We start from the raw sequence: 16,321 nt of genomic DNA, 5'->3' as shown, positions 1-16,321 counted from the left end.
CAACCTGACGGAGAACCTTGACCATGAAAAACCTCAACACTTTGAAGACCCTGATGATCACCGCCACTTTGCTGGCCGCTGGCGGCAGCGCGATGGCCCAAGCCACGCTCGACCACAACAAGGCTTTGGCCGGCAACTCGCTGCCGGGCGATGCACCGGGCTACCCCATCACCCTGAGCCAACCCGGCCACTATGTGCTGAAGAGCAATTTGCAGGTGCCGGCGGGCTTGAATGGCATTGAGATCACCGGCAAAAACGTGACGCTGGATTTGAACGGCTTCGGCATCATGGGCACGGGCGATTGCATCCGCAATGACAGCACCAAGGTGGTCACTTGCACCGGCACTGTGGGCAGCCCGATCGGGGTCCGCGTGGTGGCTGACGCCGTGACCATTCGCAATGGCACGGTCTCCGGCTTCGAGTTTGGTATTGACTTGGTTTACCTTGGAAACGGCACCCAGGGGGGTGTCGTACTGGCAGACCTGCTGCTGACCCGCAACCTGAGATATGGGCTGGCTTCTAACGCATCCAAAGGCCCGCACCTGCGCGCCAGTGGGCTTATTGCGACGCTCAATGGCGAAAACGGCATGAGGGTCTCCAACGGCCTTATTGAGCGCAGCCAAGCCAATAACAACGGTGGGGACGGCTTTGATTTGAACTCGCAGGTCGTTTCTTTGCTGGACAGTTTTGCCTACGGGAACCGATTTGCCGGGGTGAGAAATGGCGTGTTGCGCGGGGTGAACGTGCAGCTCAACGGCACGAACCGCATCGGCGGGCTGTCGATGGGCGGCAATATGGATGGCGGCATGCAGTTCTGAACTCAGGCGCAGCAACAAAGCGGAGCCCATGAGCATGGCCAAGACCTTTGACTTGAACCTGCCGGCTCCCCAGGGGTTGCGGCGGGTAGCCGCCAAATCGGCCGACAAGCGCATGCCGGTGCAGGCTTGGGCCTGGGTCTCCTTGCTGCTGATCTGCGTCTGGCTGTGCCTGAACTCGGCAGCAGCCCGGCCGACGGTGCCAAGCATTGCCCCACAAGCATTGCCAGTGGTGGCGCCTGCGCCCGAGCCGACAGTGGCAGGGGCGGGGTCAAGCCTAGCCGCCGCCACCGGGCCATCCATCCGGTGGGACGGGCAAGATCTGGTGATCGAGGTCCAGGCCGCAAGGCTGGCCGAGCTGGCCAGAGCCTTGGCCGCACAGACAGGCACCGAGTTGCTGGGTGAGCTGGCCTTGTTGAACGAGGCACGCCCGCTCAGCTTGCGCTGGCGTGGCCGCGACCCGCAGCAGGCCTGGGCACTGCTGCTGCAAGGCCAGGCCAGCTACGCGACGCATTGCTTTAACCAATATTGCCGCGTCTGGATATTGGGCCACCTATTGGGTCACCCATTGGGCCGCCTAGCGCCAGAGCCTGCAGGCGCCGCACCACCCGTGGCAAGCCCGCCACATCGCACCGCCGAGCCCGATCCACCGGGACTGTTTCCTGCCGAGTGATGCAGCAGCCGCTTCAGCCTGCCTGCCCGCTCATTCAAACCCAACACCAACACCGAAAGCGCACCATGAATTTCAAGTACCTGCCTTCGCTGCCAAGCCTACTCATATTGAGCTGCCTGGCCGTCTCGGGCCAAGCGAAAGCCTCAGCGATCACCTATGAGTTCAGCGGCGTGGTGGCCAGCGACACGGCCGAGCGCGGCTGGCGGCGATTCAGCGGCAGCTTCAGCTTCGACAGCGCCGCCACCGACGCCATTGCCGACGCCAGCACCGCCGCCTATGCGCATGCTGGCGCGCCCTGGGGCATGAGCGTCAGCTTCGACGGCGGCCCGGCGGTGTTGCTCGACTTTGGCTTCAATATGCTGGTCAGCAATGATTTGCAGGGCAGCGATCAATGGGGTGCTTTGGCCCAGAACGGCAGTGGCAGCGAGCTGTTCTCGCTCAGCCTGGTCGACGCGTCGGCCAGCATCTTCGGCAATGACGCCCTGCCACTTGGTGGTCTGACCCTGGCCAATTTCTCTTTCAGCAGCTTTCGCTACGAGTCGGCCGACGCCGAGTTGCAGGGGCAACTCGGCAGCCTGTACTGCGTGGCCGGCTGCGACGCTAAGCCACCCGTCTCGGTGCCGGAGCCCGGTAGCCTGGCTTTGTTGGGGGCGGGCTTGGTCGCGCTGCTGTTGAGGCGGCAATTGCTCCAGCGCTGAATCAGCTGGGCTGGGGCAATTGCATCAAAGCCTGCCCCATTTGAATTCTGGCGCCGTTTGCTATCCCTGGGCTCAAGGTGAAGCCCTTGGGAGCGAACACGATGATGGTCGAGCCATGCTGGAACCAACCCATCTCTTCGCCCTTCTTGAACGAATGCCGGCAAGGTAGTTCGTTAGCGCCCCGGTAGTCGACATGCAGCAGCAGGTCGAGAAAATGCAGTCGGAGGCTGGCCACCAGGATCGCCGCCACCGGCACGATGGCGATCGGCTCGCCGGTCTTCAGCTTCGATCTCAGCACCGCGCGCTCATTGCGGCAGAACAGGCGCTCGACCCGCTTGAGTGCAATCGGGTTGACGTTCCAGGTGTCGCCGGCGATATGCGTCACATGCTCGACCGTGCAGTCTTGCGGCGCGTGAAAGCGGTGGTACATCGCCGAGGTCAGGCGCAGCGTGACGAACATGCCGTCTTGGAAGGCGGAGGTATCTTGGGTCGGCCCGAACAGGTCCTGCATCGAATAGGGGAAGCCCTTGGCCTGAAAGAGCTGCCGCCCTTGGACTGGGCCGCAAGCGCCGACGATGGCGTCGCAGGGGCTGCTCAAGACGTTCTCGGCCATGTCAACTCGGCGTGCGCCCGCCACCAACTCGCGCGTGAAGCAGTCGTGCAGGCTGTCGAACTTCTGTTTTTTGGCGTCGCTGAGGTCCAGGTCGGTGAACAAGCGCCAGACCGCGATCGAAGCGCTGGCCAGCAGCGGATTGCGGATTTGACTGAATTTGCCCATCAGCCTTGTCAAGGCAATGCGCGGAATCCGGTTGGTCAAGAGGAAGTTCAGATCCTCCTGTTGGAGCATCTTTCGCAGGGAAATTGTCATATTCACGAGGCTGTCAAGCAGCGCTGTTTAGATAGAGGGACTGGACTTCTTCTGATTGCGTCATGGAACAAACATCTACTTTTGCGCTTTCCGCCCTGGCCCTGGCGGCCTTGGCCTGGACGCTGCCACGCGCCAAACGGAGACTGGAGCTGTCGCGTGCCAAGCACCGCTCGCTCGCGGGCCACTCTCGCATGGCCAAACGCTTGGCCGGTTTCATTCCTGGCTATGCCTATGACGAGGCGCGCTTTTTCAATTCCGACGGCGCGCTCGAACAGACCGTCATTCGACGGCGCATAGGCTTCAAACGCCTGAGCGAGACTTTTGCCCAACGCTATGCCAAGAGCATCGCAATGACGGCGCGGGCCCGAGAGGGAATTTCCGATCTGCAGTTCACCGGCAGCTACCGGGTGCCTTATCAATACAGCCCCTATTTGCGCGAACACCTGAAGACCGGCAGCTTCTTGCAAGCCTCGTCGGGCGTTGAGGTGGTGGATCTGGATGGCAACCGCTTTTATGACCTGACCGGCAGTTACGGCGTCAATGTGTTTGGTTACGACTTCTACCGCGACTGTGTGGACGAAGGCATTGCCTTGACCCACCAGCTCGGGCCGGTCTTGGGTGCTTATCACCCCTGCGTGGCCGACAACGTCGATCGCCTGAAGGCAATCTCCGGGCTGGACGAGGTGTCCTTCCATATGTCGGGCACCGAGGCGGTGATGCAGGCCGTGCGGCTGGCGCGTTATCACACCAAGCGCAAGCACCTGGTGCGCTTTTGCGGCGCCTATCACGGCTGGTGGGAGGATGTGCAGCCGGGCATCGGCAACCCGCTGCCGCCGCGCGAAACTTATACGCTGCAGGAGATGGAGGAGCGCAGCTTGCAAGTGCTGCGCACCCGCCGCGACATCGCCTGCGTCCTGATCAATCCACTGCAGGCGCTGCATCCGAACAAGGGCGCGCCGGGTGACTCGCAGTTGCTGGACAGTGCACGCCGCGCTGGCTACGACCGCGCGGCCTATACCGCTTGGTTGAAGGCCTTGCGCGAGGTGTGCAGCGAGCGCGGCATCGTGTTGATTTTTGACGAGGTGTTCCTGGGCTTCCGGCTCGCGCCGGGCGGCGCGCAGGAGTATTTCGGCGTGCGCGCCGACATGGTCACCTATGGCAAGACGCTGGGCGGCGGCCTGCCGGTCGGCGTGGTCTGTGGCAAACGTGCGTTGATGAAGCGCTTTCGCGAAGAGCGTCCGGCCGATATCTGCTTCGCTCGTGGCACTTTCAACTCGCACCCCTATGTGATGGGTGCGATGAAGGTGTTTTTGGATAGGCTGGAGAGTCCAGCCATCAAGGAAGTCTACGCGGGCCTGGATGAGCGCTGGAACGCACGCGCCGAACGCTTCAATGCGGCGCTGCAGAGCGCCGGTCTGCCGGTGCGGGTTGCTCATATGCAGTCAATCTGGACGGTGTTCTACACCGAGCCCTCGCGCTACAACTGGATGCTGCAGTTCTATTTGCGCGAGCAGGGTTTGGCCTTGAGTTGGGTCGGTACCGGGCGCCTGATCTTCAGCCTCAATTACAGCGATGCGGACTTCGATCAAGTCACGCAGCGCTTTGTGAAGGCGGGCCAAACGATGCAGGCCGAAGGCTGGTGGGAGGCAGATGCCGCGCTGACGAACAAGGCCATCAAGCGCGGCTTGCTGAAGGAAATGCTGAGCCAGTGGTGGGCTGGCGGCAGTAAATCCTAAAGTGTCAATTAACCGTGTTTCGCATTCAGGTCATGCGCAACATGGTTCATCGGGTCGATCAGCTCGCCGCGCATCAGGTACAGCGGCGCCTTGTGATACAGCATGATGTCGTGAAAGGGGTCGGTCAGGATCTTGGTCATCCAGGCCACGCCTGTCATCAGGTCTTGCTGAATCCAGAGCTGCAAGACGCGGAAGATCAGGCCCGCCGCACCCAGCGCTAACCAGGCAATGCCGACGTCATGTAGCCAGCCCTGCACATCGGTGGCGGGCTGGATCAGGCCGAACAGCGAGGGCTGCAGCCAGAGCGCGGCAGGGATCGCCACCCAGATCGCCAGCAGCACGATCTTGCGCTGGATGTTGTAGCCGATCTTGATTTCTTCCTTGTGCTCGTCGCTGGCCTGGTTGACATGGTCATAGCCGCGCGGCTCGAAGAAGAAGTGCCCGGCCTGGCGGCTGGTCATCGAGACACACCAGGCCAGCAGCGCAGCCATGGCCGGGTTGAAGAACAGCATGGCGTAAGAGATCAGAAAGAAGATCGCGCTGAGCAGGTGCAGGCTTTGATTGATGCGGCTGTGATGGTAGTAGCGGTGGTCATCCCAGCGCTGCACTCTCAGGGTGTGGGCAAGAGTTTGGAGAAAAGGCTTGTCGTTCACGCGCACGTCCTCGTTCGTCATGGGCAAGAGCTGCCGCCCGGAATGGGTCGGCATGCTGCGAGCGCAATGGTGACTTCGCTGCATGAAAATTCCGTGACGATCGCCCGACCGTAATGTTTTGTATCTGTCATCGAACTGTTATGCGCGCCGTGCACGATGCGCACATGAAAAACGTTACGACCGCAAGCTCCAACGGCATCTTGGTGGATAACTATCCTGCGGCGCAGCGCTCTCTGCGCATTGCCTTTGTGACCGAGACCTATCCTCCCGAGGTCAATGGGGTGGCGATGACGATTGCCCGCATCGTCGAAGGCTTGCATGCACGCAACCATGATGTGCAGCTGATTCGGCCGCGCCAGGACGCCAGCGATGCGGCCGAGACCGGCGTGCGTTTTCACGAGGTCTTGATGCGCGGCCTGCCGATTCCGCGCTACCCCAATTTACGCATGGGCCTGCCGTCCAAACGTGCCTTGGTCCAGCTGTGGTCGCTGCATAGACCGGACGTGGTGCACATCGCTACCGAAGGCGCTTTGGGCTGGTCGGCCCTGCAGGCGGCCACACATCTGAAGCTGCCCGTGTGCTCGGACTTCCGCACCAATTTCCACGCCTACAGCCGGCATTACGGCATTGGCTGGCTCTACAAGCCCATCATGGCCTATTTGCGTAAATTCCATAACCGCACGCAGGCGACCATGGTGCCGACCGAGGCGCTGCGCCGCGATCTGGAGGCAGGCGGTTTTAAGAAACTCAGCGTGGTGTCGCGCGGTGTCGATGTGCAGCAGTTCTCGCCCTTGCGGCGCAGCCAGGCCTTGCGCGAGCAATGGGGTGTGGCGATGGATGATTTGGTGGTGGTTTATGTGGGCCGGATCGCGCCCGAGAAGAATCTGCCTGCGCTGACGGCAGCCTTTGAGGCCATAGCCAAGAGCAATTCCAAGGCCAAATTGGTCGTGGTGGGCAGTGGCCCGCAGCAGGCGGAGTTGCAGCAGCAGCTGCCTAACGCCATATTTGTAGGGCAGCGCAAGGGCGAAGACTTGGCCGCCCATTACGCCAGCGGCGATTTGTTCTTGTTCCCCAGCTTGACCGAGACCTTCGGCAACGTCACTACCGAAGCGATGGCCAGCGGCTTGGCCGTGCTGGCCTTCAATTACGCGGCGGCCGCGCAGCTGATCAGCGACGGCGTCAATGGCCGTGTGGTGGAGATTGACGATGCGGCCGGCTTTGTGCAGGCCGCCGTCGACTTGGCCGGCGATGCAGCGGGCCGCCGGCGCATGGGCGAGGCAGCAGCGGTGACGGCTCAAGCGCTGGATTGGAGCAGCATCGTGGCGCGCTTCGAGGGCGTGCTCGACTCGGTGATTCACCGCGGCGAGGAGCCCTATCGCTCGCCCATCGTGGCGCCTAAACAGCGCATGGTTTGATCTCGGCCTGGCGGCGAGCCCGCCAGATCAGCAAGCCCATCAAGCTGGCGATGCAAAGACCAAAGCCCCACATCAGGGTCACGATCGAAACGTCCAGCGCCAGCAGGGCGGCATAGATGGCCAGCATCACCAGCACACTGGCGTTCTCGTTGAAGCCTTGTACGGCGATCGAGCGGCCGGCGCTGAGTAGCTTATAGCCGCGGTGCTGCAGCAAGGCATTCAGCGGCACCACCATCAGCCCGCCGACGGCGCCCACCAAGACCAGCAGGGGAAGCGCCGCGAAGAGCGAGTCGGCGCTGGCGATGGCCGGGATCAAGAGTCCCAGCAGCACGCCGAACACCAGCATCCGTTTGGCCGCATGCAGCGGCACCCAGCGCCCGGCCGCGCCGGCACCGGCGATCACGCCCACCGCCACGGCCGCTTGCAAATAGGCCGCTTGCGAAAGTGGCAGATGCAGCACGTCGGCGGCCCAGCGCAAGACGGCAAACTGCAGCGTCGCCCCGACGCCCCAAAACAGTGTGGTCACCGCCAGGGACAGCCCGCCCTCGGCGTCTGCCCAGAGCTTGCGATTGGCCTGCCAAAAATCTTGGCACAGGCGCCTTGGGTGCAGGCCACTTGTCGGGTAGCGAGCGCCGCTGTCGGGCACGCCCAAATTGAGCGCCGCTGCCAGGCCGTAAACCAGCATCAGCAAGACGATAGACAGGCTCAGCCGGCTGGGTGTCAGCCAGCCGAGGGTTTGCAGCCCTTGCTGCGCCGCTTGGACGCCGGACTGATCCAGCAGCCAGGGGCTGACCAGCAAGCCGCCCAGCACCGTGCCAAATAGCGCCGCGCAGACCACGCTGACCTCCAGCCAGCCATTCGCCCGCACCAGGCCTTGAGGGCCGACGAGCTCTGTCACCAGCCCATACTTCGCCGGCGCATAAGCACTGGCGCCGAAGCCGACGATGGCAAAGGCGGCAAACGGGTGCAGGCCCAGGGCTAGGCCCAAGATGCCCAGCAGCTTGACCGCATTCATCCAGGCCATCAAACGCGCCTTCGGTATGGCATCCGCCAGCGGGCCGACGAAGGGGGCCAGCACCACATAGGAGACCGTGAAGCCGAACTTCAGCATCGGCGCCCACCAGCCGGGAAGATCCAGCTCCACCAGCCGGGCAATGATGACGATCAGCAAGGCGTTGTCGGCCAGCGCCGAGGCGAATTGCGCCGCAAGCAGCAGAAAAAATCCAGAGGGCATGAGCTGTCTGCGCGTCGATTTGAAGGCGAAAGCGTGACAGCTGTGCATGAAACGCTGGTGACAGCCAGGCTTGGCCCTGGCGCAAAATACAGGCTCAACTCTCATTCTCATCGCACAGCGGGCACCGCATGACACCGAACACGCGCTCTCTTGATGCCCCGCAAGATGTCCGACACAACACCCAGCACGGCAAGGGCCTATGCATATCCTGCTGATCGAGGACGATCTGGATCTGGGCCGGGCCCTGGTTCATGCCCTGCAGCTGGACGGCCTCAGCGTCGAATGGCTGCGCCGTGCCGCCGATGCGCCGCTGCGGCTGGATGACCCGGCCTGCAGCGCCGTCTTGCTCGACCTCGGCCTGCCCGACGGCAGCGGGCTGCAGCTGCTGCAGCGCTGGCGGCTGGCCCAAAGCACCACGCCGGTGATCGTGATCACCGCGCGAGGCGGGCTGGACGACCGGCTCGGCGGCCTGGACGCCGGCGCCGACGACTATCTGGTCAAGCCCTTCGAGATTGCCGAGTTGCTGGCCCGCCTGCGGGCGGTGCTGCGGCGCAGCGCGGCCCAGGCCGGCGAGACCTGGCATTTCGGCGCGCTTTGTTTGCTGCCCCGCAAGGGCGTCGCCCAACTGGACGGCCAGCCGCTGAAGCTGACGCCGCGTGAGTTTCAGCTGCTGCTGGCCCTGGCCCAGGGCGGCGGCGATGTGGTGGCCCGCAATACCTTGGCGCAACGGTTGGAGCCGCTGGGCGAGGCGCTGGACATCGCCGCGCTGCAAGTGCATATGAGCAATCTGCGCCGCAAGATCGGCGCCGAGCGCATCGGCACCTTGGCGGGAGTCGGCTACTGGCTGGAGTCGCTATGAAGCGCAGTTTGGGGTCGCGCCTGATCGCGGCGCTGCTGCTGGCTTTTGCGCTGATCGCGGTGCTGGTCATTGCCGCCAACTACTGGACCGCGCGCAGCCAGTTGGCCGAGAGCTCGAATGCGGCCCAGCTGGGTTCCTTGCTGCTCAAAGGGCTGGATGAACTGGATGACGCGGCCGCCGCGACGGCCGCACTGCGCGGCTTTGCCGGCGAGCTCAATCTGCTGCGTCAGCAAAGCGGCCAGCTCAGCGGCGAGGTCGGGCTGCGGCTCGCGCGCCCGGACGGCAGCTTGGTCTATCAGAGCGGCAGCGCTTTGCAGGGCCTGGCCTTGCCCGTGGGCACCACACCGCTGAGCCGGCTCGATCTGGCTGGCCGGCCACATGCGCTCTATATCGCGCAGGGCCGGCGCTGGAGCTTGGCCGTGTTGGACCCGCTGCCCTCCGATACCGAGCTGCTGCAGTGGTTGCTGGGTCAGGTGGCGGTGTCCTTGCTGATCGCCTTGCCGGTCTTGCTGCTGACGCTGTGGCTATCGGTACGCAGCGGTTTGCAGCCGCTGCGCAGCTTCTCGCGGCGAGTCGAGGGGCTGGATTTCCGCAAGGATTTGCGCCCGCTGCGGCTGGACTTGCGTTATGCCGAACTGCAACCGCTGGCGCGTGCTTTTGATGTACTGCTGGAGCGGCTGAGCGAGCATCTGGCCAAGGAGCGGGCCTTTTTACAGGATGCCGCTCATGAGTTGCGCACGCCGCTGGCGGCGCTGGGCGCGCAAGCCCATGTGCTGCTGCGCAGCCCGGATGACGCCAGCCGAGCCGAGGCCGCCCAGGCCTTGCAGCAAGGCTTGCAACGCACCGCCCATCTGGGTCAGCAATTGCTTGATTTGTCGGCGCTGGACCCCGACCGGCCCGGCGTGCATCAGCGTGTTGACCTGTGTGAGCTAGCCGGCGAGGTGCTGCGTCACGCCCACCCGGATGCGCGCCGCCGTGGCGTCAGCCTGTCCTTGCAGGCGCCGGCAAGCCTGTTCTGGCAGGGCGAGCCGCAGCCGCTGCAGTCGATCTTGCAGAACCTGGTCGACAACGCCTTGCGCTACGGCGCGCAGCAGGTTGAGCTGCAGATTGCAGCAGCGGCTGGCGAGCCGCCCGGACATTTCAGGCTGGCCGTGCTGGACGACGGGCCAGGCATTGCGCCCGAGCACCGCGAGCAGATCTTTGATCGCTTCTGGCGCGGCCCCGCGTCCGGCGAGCCGGGCAGCGGCCTGGGCCTGACCATCGTCAGCCATGCGCTGACCCGGCTCGGCGCCCGTTTGCGCTTGGGTGATGGCCTGCTCGGGCGCGGTATCGGCTTCTACATCGAGTTGGATTCGGCACAGGGAGGCGTTCTTTAGGGCTTCTTTAGAACCTAATTTTCACAATGGCGGCTTCTCCATAACTTCCCTGGCCCGCCATGAGCTCTCCGAACGAACGCCGCACCGCCCCCTTCGTTTCAATTTTCTTGGGCCTGACGGCCGCACTATGCCTGGCTGCTGGTCTGAGCGCCTGCGGCGGCGCCGAGGGCGACGAGCTGCGCAATCCCCTTTTGCTGACCGAGAACCAGGCCCTGCGCGAGCGCGCCGAGGCCTCGGTGGCGGAAGGCTTGGTGGGCGCGGTCTATGCCAGCCAGCAGGCCAGCACCGACAAGCTCTATCTGGGCGTGGCCGGCAAGGCGGCCGTTGGCGGCGCGGCTCTGCAGGGTAGCGAGATGTTCCAACTCGCCTCGCTGTCCAAGGCTATGACGGCGGCGCTATTGGCCCATTGGGTCGAGCAGGGCCGGCTGCGCTGGGACAGCCGGCCGGCCGAGCTGCTGCCCGAGCTGGCGGCCATGCAACAAGGCGCTTATGCCAGCGTCACCCTGGCCCAGTTGCTGGACCACCGCAGCGGCCTGCCCGCCCTGAACGAGTCGGCCGATCTGGACAAGCTGGCCGACTACCTGCAGACCCGGGCCGAAGCGCCGCCCGCGACCGAGTCGGGCCGGCGCCTCTGGCTGGCGCAATGGGCGATGAGCTTGGCGCCGGTGGCCAAGCCGGGGCAGGATTTCCTCTATTCCAACGCCGGCTATATTGTCGCCGGCGCCATGTTGGAGGCCGCCACCGGCCAAGATTTTGAGACCTTGATGCGGCAATGGGCCCAGGCGCGTGGCCTGCAGCCGACCTGGCTGAAGCCGGCGCAGGCGGCCACCGGCTATGAGGGCGCGTCGGCCGCGCAGTTGCAGCCGGTGAGCGAGTATCCGCCCGAGTTGCAGCCCTGGGTCGATGCCATCAAGCCGGCCGGCGATGTCTGGATGAGCCCGGCCGGCTACGCGCGCTGGCTGGCCGAACATCAACGCGCGCTGCAGGGCCGCGCCCATCAGCTGCCGCCCGCCTATGTGCAGCGCTTGCGTGAGTTGAAGCAGGGCGACTATGCGCTGGGCTGGGAAGGCTCGCAGATCAATGGCCGCAAGGCCTTGATTCACAGCGGCGCCGACAAGGGCTTTATGGGCCTGGTGGTGCTGGAGCAGGACGGCCGCAGCGCCTACTTTGCGCTCAGCAACACGCTTGGCGTGCGCGCCGATGGCAGCAGCTGGGTGCTGGATTCACTCAATCGAGGGCTGATTCAGCTGTTGTCGCGGTGAAGCCAAGCCTGGCGCAGCCCTCATGCGTCTGGCCATAGGTCCGGCAGGTCTGCCAGGTAAGCGCGCTTGTCGAACAGTTCGACGCCGCCCCAGCGTTGCTCTGGGCTCACTACCTTACCGCTCTGTGCGCGCTGCGCCAGTTCCGGGCAGTGCCGGGCCAGCGCGCGGGGGAAAGCGCGGCAATAGGACTTGGCCACGCCGGCCAAGTCCGCCAGCAGGCTGTAGTCAATCACTTGGCCCTGGGGAACATGCTGCAGCACTTGCACGACCCGGTCTTGCCAGGCGTCACTCATGGCCGGGATGGCCGAGGCGCGTAGGCTGACCGGATCGCCGACGCGGACGGTCCCGCTGCGCAGCACCCGAGCCAGAACGCCGCGCCGCCCGCCCAAGGCTTTGACAAGCCCGGGCTGGCGCCGCTCAAGCAGTTTGCAGGGCTCGCATTGGAACGTGATCCAAAGCACAAGAGTCCGCCCGATCTGTAAAAGGCTGCCCGACGAAAGTTCCTGCGTCGGGAAGTCGATGAGCAGGTTCTCGCGCAGCAGGGCGGCTTGCAGCCGCAGATCACGGTAGGTCAAGCTGCTGGCGATCAAGAGTTGACGCGGCGACAGCGGGTTGGCGTACTTGTCGCCTTGGAGCCCGGCACCGGCGCTGGCCCGTGCTTCGTCCACTGACCTTGGCTCAGCCAATGGGCGCTCATGAAGGTACAGCCGCTGCACCGACGCGATCAAACGCCAAGGCGCTGCCGGCGCCGAGCTGGCTGCTGCCTAGTAGGCGGGCATCACGCTGATCGAGTCTGAAGTCATTGGGGAGGCCGATCTGACCTTGCTGGGCTTGGTTTGGTCTTGCTTTGGGCGGGCCGCGCCGCCTGGATGGCGCTCGCTATGGCCTTCGAAGCTCAGCCATTGTCTGCGCATGTTGGCTGGGGCGCAGCTACCGAGTCGGCGCGGCTCTATCGCAAATGGGGGCTGGCGCCCGCATCACCTCATCCTCAACTTGCAGACCCCTATGCAAGTCCTTATTTTTGAACGATTTTTACCTAATGCTTGCTTCATGAATTGTCGCTAAGTACTTGATTTAATTGAAAAATATTTGACTTGCCTTGATATTCGATCGTTCATCGAGTAAAGTGGGGATAAGTGCAAATTGGTGGGTCGCCGTGGCGAATTTTGTGTTTCAAGGGGCTTCAGCCTTGGCAATGGATGCCAAGGGGCGTTTGGCCGTCCCTACACGCCACCGTGAAGTCTTGCAGGCGCTGTGTGCTGGTCAGCTGACTATCACCAAGCACCCCGACGGCTGCTTGATCGTGTTCCCGCGTTCGGTGTGGGAAGGCTTTCGCGAGCGGGTGGCGGCCTTGCCGATGTCTGCGGCTGGCTGGAAGCGGGTGTTTCTGGGTAATGCGATGGATGTCGAGATCGACGGCGCTGCGCGCGTGCTGATTTCGCCCGAGCTGCGTGCCTCCGCCGGTTTGCAAAAAGATGTGATCTTGATGGGTATGGGCAGTCATTTCGAGCTCTGGGATGCGGCCGCCTATGCCGCACATGAAGCCCAGGTCATGCAGTCCGATATGCCGGACGCTTTGAAGGACTTCAGCTTCTGATGGAAACCCCAACTGCCCAGTTCTCGCACACCACTGTGCTCTTGAACGAAACGGTCGAGAACGTCTTGACCTCGCCCGACGGCATCTACGTCGACGGCACATTTGGCCGTGGCGGGCATTCCCGTCTGCTGCTAAAGCAATTGAGCCCGCAGGGGCGTTTGATTGCGATCGATCGTGACTTGGAGGCGATCGCCGCCGCCACCGAAGGCCCGGACCGCATCACCGACCCTCGTTTTGCCATTCTTCACTCGCCTTTTGCCGATATGCGCGCCCAACTGCGTGGCTTGGGTATCGAGCAAGTGCAGGGTGTGTTGCTGGATTTGGGTGTGTCTAGCCCGCAGATTGACAACCCCGAGCGTGGTTTCAGCTTCCGTTTCAGCGGACCGCTGGATATGCGCATGGACACCACCCGTGGCGAAAGCGCTGCGGATTTCCTGGCCCGCGCCGATGAGCGTCAGATTGCGGAAGTGATACGCAACTATGGAGAAGAACGGTTTGCTGGCCAGATTGCAAAGGCGCTTATTGCTCGCCGCACAGACGGCCAGCCCGTGCGCACAACCGACGAGCTGTCCGAAGTCGTGGCTCGTGCGGTCAAGACACGCGAGCCGGGTCAAAACCCCGCCACGCGCACCTTTCAAGCTCTTCGGATTCACGTCAATGGCGAGCTTGAGGAGCTCGAGCAAGGGCTGAACGCGGCGTTGGCGCTGCTCAAGCCCGGCGGGCGCATGGCCATCATCAGCTTTCACTCGCTCGAAGACCGCATCGTCAAGAACTTCATCGGCGGCCACAGCAAGCAGGTGGTCGATCGCCGTGCCTTGTTTGCCGAGCCTAAGCCCCTGGCGCTGCTGGCGATTGCCCGCATCAAGCCCAGTGAGGCCGAGGTGCAGGCCAACCCGCGCTCGCGCTCGGCGGTCTTGCGTATCGCTCAGCGCACCGATGTGCCGCTGCCGCTTGAGCATCACAAGCGCCGGCGGGGCGAGTAGTCATGCTGGGGCGGCTGAACTTCATCTTGCTGATGGTCGTGCTGGTGTCGGGCATGGTCTTGGTGCGCAGCGCCTATGAGGCGCGCCGCTTGTTCACCGAGCTGGACCGCGCGCAAGCCGAAGGGCGGCGCCTGGAGGCCGACAGTCAACGTCTGCAGGCCGAGCGCCATGCGCAGGCGACCAATCTGCGCGTGGAGCAGGTCGCTCGTGAGCGCCTGAAGATGCGCGCCATCAGCCCGAATGTGATTCAAATGGCCGACGACCACGCCACCGCAGCCGCCGCCAAGTCCGGAGCCGCGCGATGAAATGGTTCAAGCGTGCGCGCTCCAGCGGTGCCGAGCCGGTCAAGCGTTCGGCCAAGGCGGTCAAGGCGGTCAAGGCGGTTGGTGGTTCCCAGGGCATGCGCAGCGTCAGCTATTCCAGCAGCCCGCTGCTGGCTTCCAAGACGCCGGTCTGGCGTTCGCGCTTTCTGGTGGCTCTGGTCGGCTTGGCTTTTGCGGGCCTGCTGGCGCGCGCACTCTATGTGCAGGTGATTGGCACTCAGTTCTATCAAAAGCAGGGCGAGGCGCGCTATGTGCACCAGCTCGAACTGCCGGCCAGTCGCGGCCGCATCAATGACCGCAGCGGCCAAGTGCTGGCCGCCAGCGTGGCCGTGCCCTCGGTTTGGGCCATCCCCAAAGAGGTCGACGCCGACCCCGAAAAGCGTAAGGCGCTGGCCAAGATCCTCGGTATCTCTAACGCCGAATTAGAGCGTAAGCTGGACCCTGCCACCCGCTTTGTCTGGCTGCAACGCCAGGCCGATGACCAGATCGCCGCGCAGATCAAGGCCTTGGGGCTCAAAGGCGTGTTCCAAGACCGCGAGTACAAGCGCAAGTACCCGGAAGGTGAAGCTGCCGCCCATGTGGTGGGCTTCACCAATATCGAGGACAAGGGCCAAGAAGGCATGGAGCTGGCGCGCCAAAAAGATTTGCAGGGGCGTGATGGCAGCCGCTCGGTCGTGCGCGACCGGCTGGGCCGCGTGGTGGAAGACATCGGCGAGCGCGTGCCGGCTGCCAATGGCCGCGATATCGACCTGTCGATCGACTCCAAGGTGCAGTTTTTTGCCTACCAGCGCATCCGCGATGCTGTCGCTGAGCACAAGGCCAAGGCCGGCAGCGTGGTCGTGCTGGACGCGCAAACCGGCGAAATCCTGGCCCTGGCCAACTTCCCCAGCTACAAGCCTGATGAGCGCAAGAACCTTAGCGGCGCACAGCTGCGCAACCGGGCTCTGACCGATATCTTCGAGCCCGGCTCGACCATGAAGCCAATGATTGTTGGCCTGGCTTTGGAAACCGGCCGGGTCACGCCCGACAGCGTCATCAACACCGGGCGCGGCAGCGTCAGCATCGCCGGCTGGTCACCCACCGACCATACGCCGCGCGACACGCTGACCGTCACGCAGATCATTCAAAAGTCCAGCAACGTCGGTGTTGCCAAGCTGGCCCTGTCCATGCCGCCGCGTGAAATGCATGAGCTGTTCACTGCCATCGGCTTGGGCCAGCGGCCGCAGATCGACTTCCCCGGTGCCATCACCGGCAAGCTGCGGCCCTACAAAAGCTGGCGGCCAATCGAGCAGGCCACGATGGCCTACGGCTACGGCCTGTCTGCCTCGCTGCTGCAGCTGGCGCGTGCCTACACCGTCTTCGCCCATAACGGCGAGGTGATCCCGATCACCATGATGCGCAAGTCGCCCGACGAAGTGGTCACCGGCATTCGGGTGTTTTCACCCAAGACGGCCGAAACCATGCGCGGCATGTTGCAGCTGGCGGCCGGCCCCGGCGGCACCGCGCCGCAAGCAATGGTCAGCGGCTATAGCGTCGGCGGCAAGTCGGGCACAGCCCACAAGCAAGAAGGCAAGGGCTATGCGAGCAAGAAATACCGTTCCTGGTTCGTCGGCATGGCGCCGATCGGCAACCCTCGCATCATCGTCGCGGTGATGGTCGACGAGCCTAGCAACGGCGCCTACTTCGGCGGCGCGGTGGCCGGGCCGGTGTTCAGCCAAGTGGTCGCGCAAAGCCTGCGCCTGCTCAATGTGCCTACCGATCTCGAGGTCAAGCCACAGATCATCGCCAGCCAAAAAGCGCAGGCCGTAGAAGAGAGTTTCTGAAACCAT

16 protein-coding genes are annotated in these 16,321 nt (G+C 63.7%); 12 read left to right on the top strand and 4 right to left on the bottom strand.

Translation table 11 applies throughout. The features are described 5' to 3' along the window. Window positions 1–23: 23 nt before the first annotated feature. The 3 genes from LNV08_RS15500 to LNV08_RS15490 all read left to right on the top strand — a co-directional run bounded on the left by LNV08_RS15500 (window position 24) and on the right by LNV08_RS15490 (window position 2,186). Window positions 24–818: a hypothetical protein gene (locus LNV08_RS15500; protein WP_263534624.1), complete on the top strand. Its 795-nt coding sequence runs from the start codon at window positions 24–26 to the stop codon at window positions 816–818. A gap of 34 nt (window positions 819–852) precedes the next feature. Beyond that, complete coding sequence (locus LNV08_RS15495) at window positions 853–1,488, top strand: hypothetical protein (RefSeq protein ID WP_263534623.1); 636 nt, start codon at window positions 853–855, stop codon at window positions 1,486–1,488. Between the two features lie 65 nt (window positions 1,489–1,553). After that, window positions 1,554–2,186 carry a PEP-CTERM sorting domain-containing protein gene (locus tag LNV08_RS15490; RefSeq protein WP_263534622.1) on the top strand — a complete coding sequence of 211 codons (633 nt, stop codon included), beginning with the start codon at window positions 1,554–1,556 and terminating at the stop codon, window positions 2,184–2,186. 1 nt (window position 2,187) lies between these two features. Here the strand turns inward: LNV08_RS15490 and asd are convergent, their stop codons facing one another. Then, complete coding sequence (asd, locus tag LNV08_RS15485) at window positions 2,188–3,054, bottom strand: archaetidylserine decarboxylase (protein WP_263534621.1); 867 nt, start codon at window positions 3,052–3,054, stop codon at window positions 2,188–2,190. Between the two features lie 62 nt (window positions 3,055–3,116). Here asd and LNV08_RS15480 point away from each other — a divergent pair, with 62 nt between their 5' ends. Next, complete coding sequence (locus tag LNV08_RS15480; protein ID WP_263534620.1) at window positions 3,117–4,790, top strand: aminotransferase class III-fold pyridoxal phosphate-dependent enzyme; 1,674 nt, start codon at window positions 3,117–3,119, stop codon at window positions 4,788–4,790. A gap of 8 nt (window positions 4,791–4,798) precedes the next feature. On the opposite strand, the gene LNV08_RS15475 is transcribed toward LNV08_RS15480, so the two are convergent. Further along, entirely contained in the window at window positions 4,799–5,497 is a 699-nt protein-coding gene (locus tag LNV08_RS15475) for a hypothetical protein (protein WP_263534619.1), read from the bottom strand. 110 nt (window positions 5,498–5,607) lie between these two features. On the opposite strand from LNV08_RS15475, the gene LNV08_RS15470 reads away from it, so the two are divergent. After that, window positions 5,608–6,858, top strand: a complete 1,251-nt coding sequence (locus LNV08_RS15470) for a glycosyltransferase family 4 protein (RefSeq protein ID WP_263534618.1) — start codon at window positions 5,608–5,610, stop codon at window positions 6,856–6,858. Here the strand turns inward: LNV08_RS15470 and lplT are convergent. After that, window positions 6,839–8,092, bottom strand: a complete 1,254-nt coding sequence (gene lplT, locus LNV08_RS15465) for a lysophospholipid transporter LplT (RefSeq protein WP_263534617.1) — start codon at window positions 8,090–8,092, stop codon at window positions 6,839–6,841. The two genes, LNV08_RS15470 and lplT, sit on opposite strands and share 20 nt — an antisense overlap. A 199-nt stretch (window positions 8,093–8,291) precedes the next feature. Between lplT and LNV08_RS15460 the strand changes: the two genes are divergently transcribed. The 3 genes from LNV08_RS15460 to LNV08_RS15450 are packed head-to-tail and all read left to right on the top strand — an operon-like array spanning window position 8,292 to window position 11,589. After that, window positions 8,292–8,951 carry a response regulator gene (locus LNV08_RS15460; protein WP_263534616.1) on the top strand — a complete coding sequence of 220 codons (660 nt, stop codon included), beginning with the start codon at window positions 8,292–8,294 and terminating at the stop codon, window positions 8,949–8,951. Next, window positions 8,948–10,327 carry a sensor histidine kinase gene (locus tag LNV08_RS15455; RefSeq protein WP_263534615.1) on the top strand — a complete coding sequence of 460 codons (1,380 nt, stop codon included), beginning with the start codon at window positions 8,948–8,950 and terminating at the stop codon, window positions 10,325–10,327. The genes LNV08_RS15460 and LNV08_RS15455 overlap by 4 nt, the downstream gene beginning before the upstream one ends. A gap of 59 nt (window positions 10,328–10,386) precedes the next feature. Then, window positions 10,387–11,589 (top strand): serine hydrolase domain-containing protein, encoded by a 1,203-nt coding sequence (locus LNV08_RS15450; protein ID WP_263534614.1) that lies wholly within the window; start codon window positions 10,387–10,389, stop codon window positions 11,587–11,589. A 20-nt stretch (window positions 11,590–11,609) separates the two neighbouring features. Here the strand turns inward: LNV08_RS15450 and LNV08_RS15445 are convergent, their stop codons facing one another. After that, window positions 11,610–12,257 (bottom strand): MOSC domain-containing protein, encoded by a 648-nt coding sequence (locus LNV08_RS15445; RefSeq protein WP_263534613.1) that lies wholly within the window; start codon window positions 12,255–12,257, stop codon window positions 11,610–11,612. A 500-nt stretch (window positions 12,258–12,757) separates the two neighbouring features. Between LNV08_RS15445 and mraZ the strand changes: the two genes are divergently transcribed. The 4 genes from mraZ (at window position 12,758) to LNV08_RS15425 (ending at window position 16,315) form a co-directional block, all read left to right on the top strand. After that, the gene (gene mraZ / locus LNV08_RS15440; RefSeq protein WP_263534777.1) at window positions 12,758–13,186 is read left to right on the top strand and encodes a division/cell wall cluster transcriptional repressor MraZ; all 429 of its coding nucleotides are present in this window, start codon (window positions 12,758–12,760) and stop codon (window positions 13,184–13,186) included. Continuing rightward, complete coding sequence (gene rsmH, locus LNV08_RS15435; protein WP_263534612.1) at window positions 13,186–14,169, top strand: 16S rRNA (cytosine(1402)-N(4))-methyltransferase RsmH; 984 nt, start codon at window positions 13,186–13,188, stop codon at window positions 14,167–14,169. Before mraZ ends, rsmH begins: the two co-directional genes overlap by 1 nt. A 2-nt stretch (window positions 14,170–14,171) precedes the next feature. Continuing rightward, on the top strand, window positions 14,172–14,474 hold the full coding sequence (gene ftsL, locus LNV08_RS15430) for a cell division protein FtsL (RefSeq protein WP_263534611.1): 303 nt from the start codon (window positions 14,172–14,174) through the stop codon (window positions 14,472–14,474). Between the two features lie 95 nt (window positions 14,475–14,569). Continuing rightward, window positions 14,570–16,315 (top strand): peptidoglycan D,D-transpeptidase FtsI family protein, encoded by a 1,746-nt coding sequence (locus tag LNV08_RS15425; protein WP_263534776.1) that lies wholly within the window; start codon window positions 14,570–14,572, stop codon window positions 16,313–16,315. Window positions 16,316–16,321 lie beyond the last annotated feature (6 nt).

Source organism: Paucibacter sp. TC2R-5 (assembly GCF_025717605.1).
Classification (GTDB): domain Bacteria; phylum Pseudomonadota; class Gammaproteobacteria; order Burkholderiales; family Burkholderiaceae_C; genus Paucibacter_A; species Paucibacter_A albus.
Note: the sequence above shows the minus strand (reverse complement) of the source record. Positions and strands in the feature narration are given on the sequence as shown.

Excerpts from the sequence above, each read along its gene's own strand:
- LNV08_RS15490 (WP_263534622.1), top strand. The coding sequence starts at position 1,554 with ATGAATTTCAAGTACCTGCCTTCGCTGCCAAGCCTACTCATATTGAGC.
- LNV08_RS15425 (WP_263534776.1), top strand. The coding sequence starts at position 14,570 with ATGCGCAGCGTCAGCTATTCCAGCAGCCCGCTGCTGGCTTCCAAGACG.
- LNV08_RS15455 (WP_263534615.1), top strand. The coding sequence starts at position 8,948 with ATGAAGCGCAGTTTGGGGTCGCGCCTGATCGCGGCGCTGCTGCTGGCT.
- rsmH (WP_263534612.1), top strand. The coding sequence starts at position 13,186 with ATGGAAACCCCAACTGCCCAGTTCTCGCACACCACTGTGCTCTTGAAC.
- LNV08_RS15470 (WP_263534618.1), top strand. The coding sequence starts at position 5,608 with ATGAAAAACGTTACGACCGCAAGCTCCAACGGCATCTTGGTGGATAAC.
- LNV08_RS15495 (WP_263534623.1), top strand. The coding sequence starts at position 853 with ATGGCCAAGACCTTTGACTTGAACCTGCCGGCTCCCCAGGGGTTGCGG.
- LNV08_RS15475 (WP_263534619.1), bottom strand. The coding sequence starts at position 5,497 with ATGCCGACCCATTCCGGGCGGCAGCTCTTGCCCATGACGAACGAGGAC.
- LNV08_RS15450 (WP_263534614.1), top strand. The coding sequence starts at position 10,387 with ATGAGCTCTCCGAACGAACGCCGCACCGCCCCCTTCGTTTCAATTTTC.
- LNV08_RS15480 (WP_263534620.1), top strand. The coding sequence starts at position 3,117 with ATGGAACAAACATCTACTTTTGCGCTTTCCGCCCTGGCCCTGGCGGCC.
- ftsL (WP_263534611.1), top strand. The coding sequence starts at position 14,172 with ATGCTGGGGCGGCTGAACTTCATCTTGCTGATGGTCGTGCTGGTGTCG.
- LNV08_RS15500 (WP_263534624.1), top strand. The coding sequence starts at position 24 with ATGAAAAACCTCAACACTTTGAAGACCCTGATGATCACCGCCACTTTG.
- LNV08_RS15460 (WP_263534616.1), top strand. The coding sequence starts at position 8,292 with ATGCATATCCTGCTGATCGAGGACGATCTGGATCTGGGCCGGGCCCTG.
- lplT (WP_263534617.1), bottom strand. The coding sequence starts at position 8,092 with ATGCCCTCTGGATTTTTTCTGCTGCTTGCGGCGCAATTCGCCTCGGCG.
- asd (WP_263534621.1), bottom strand. The coding sequence starts at position 3,054 with ATGACAATTTCCCTGCGAAAGATGCTCCAACAGGAGGATCTGAACTTC.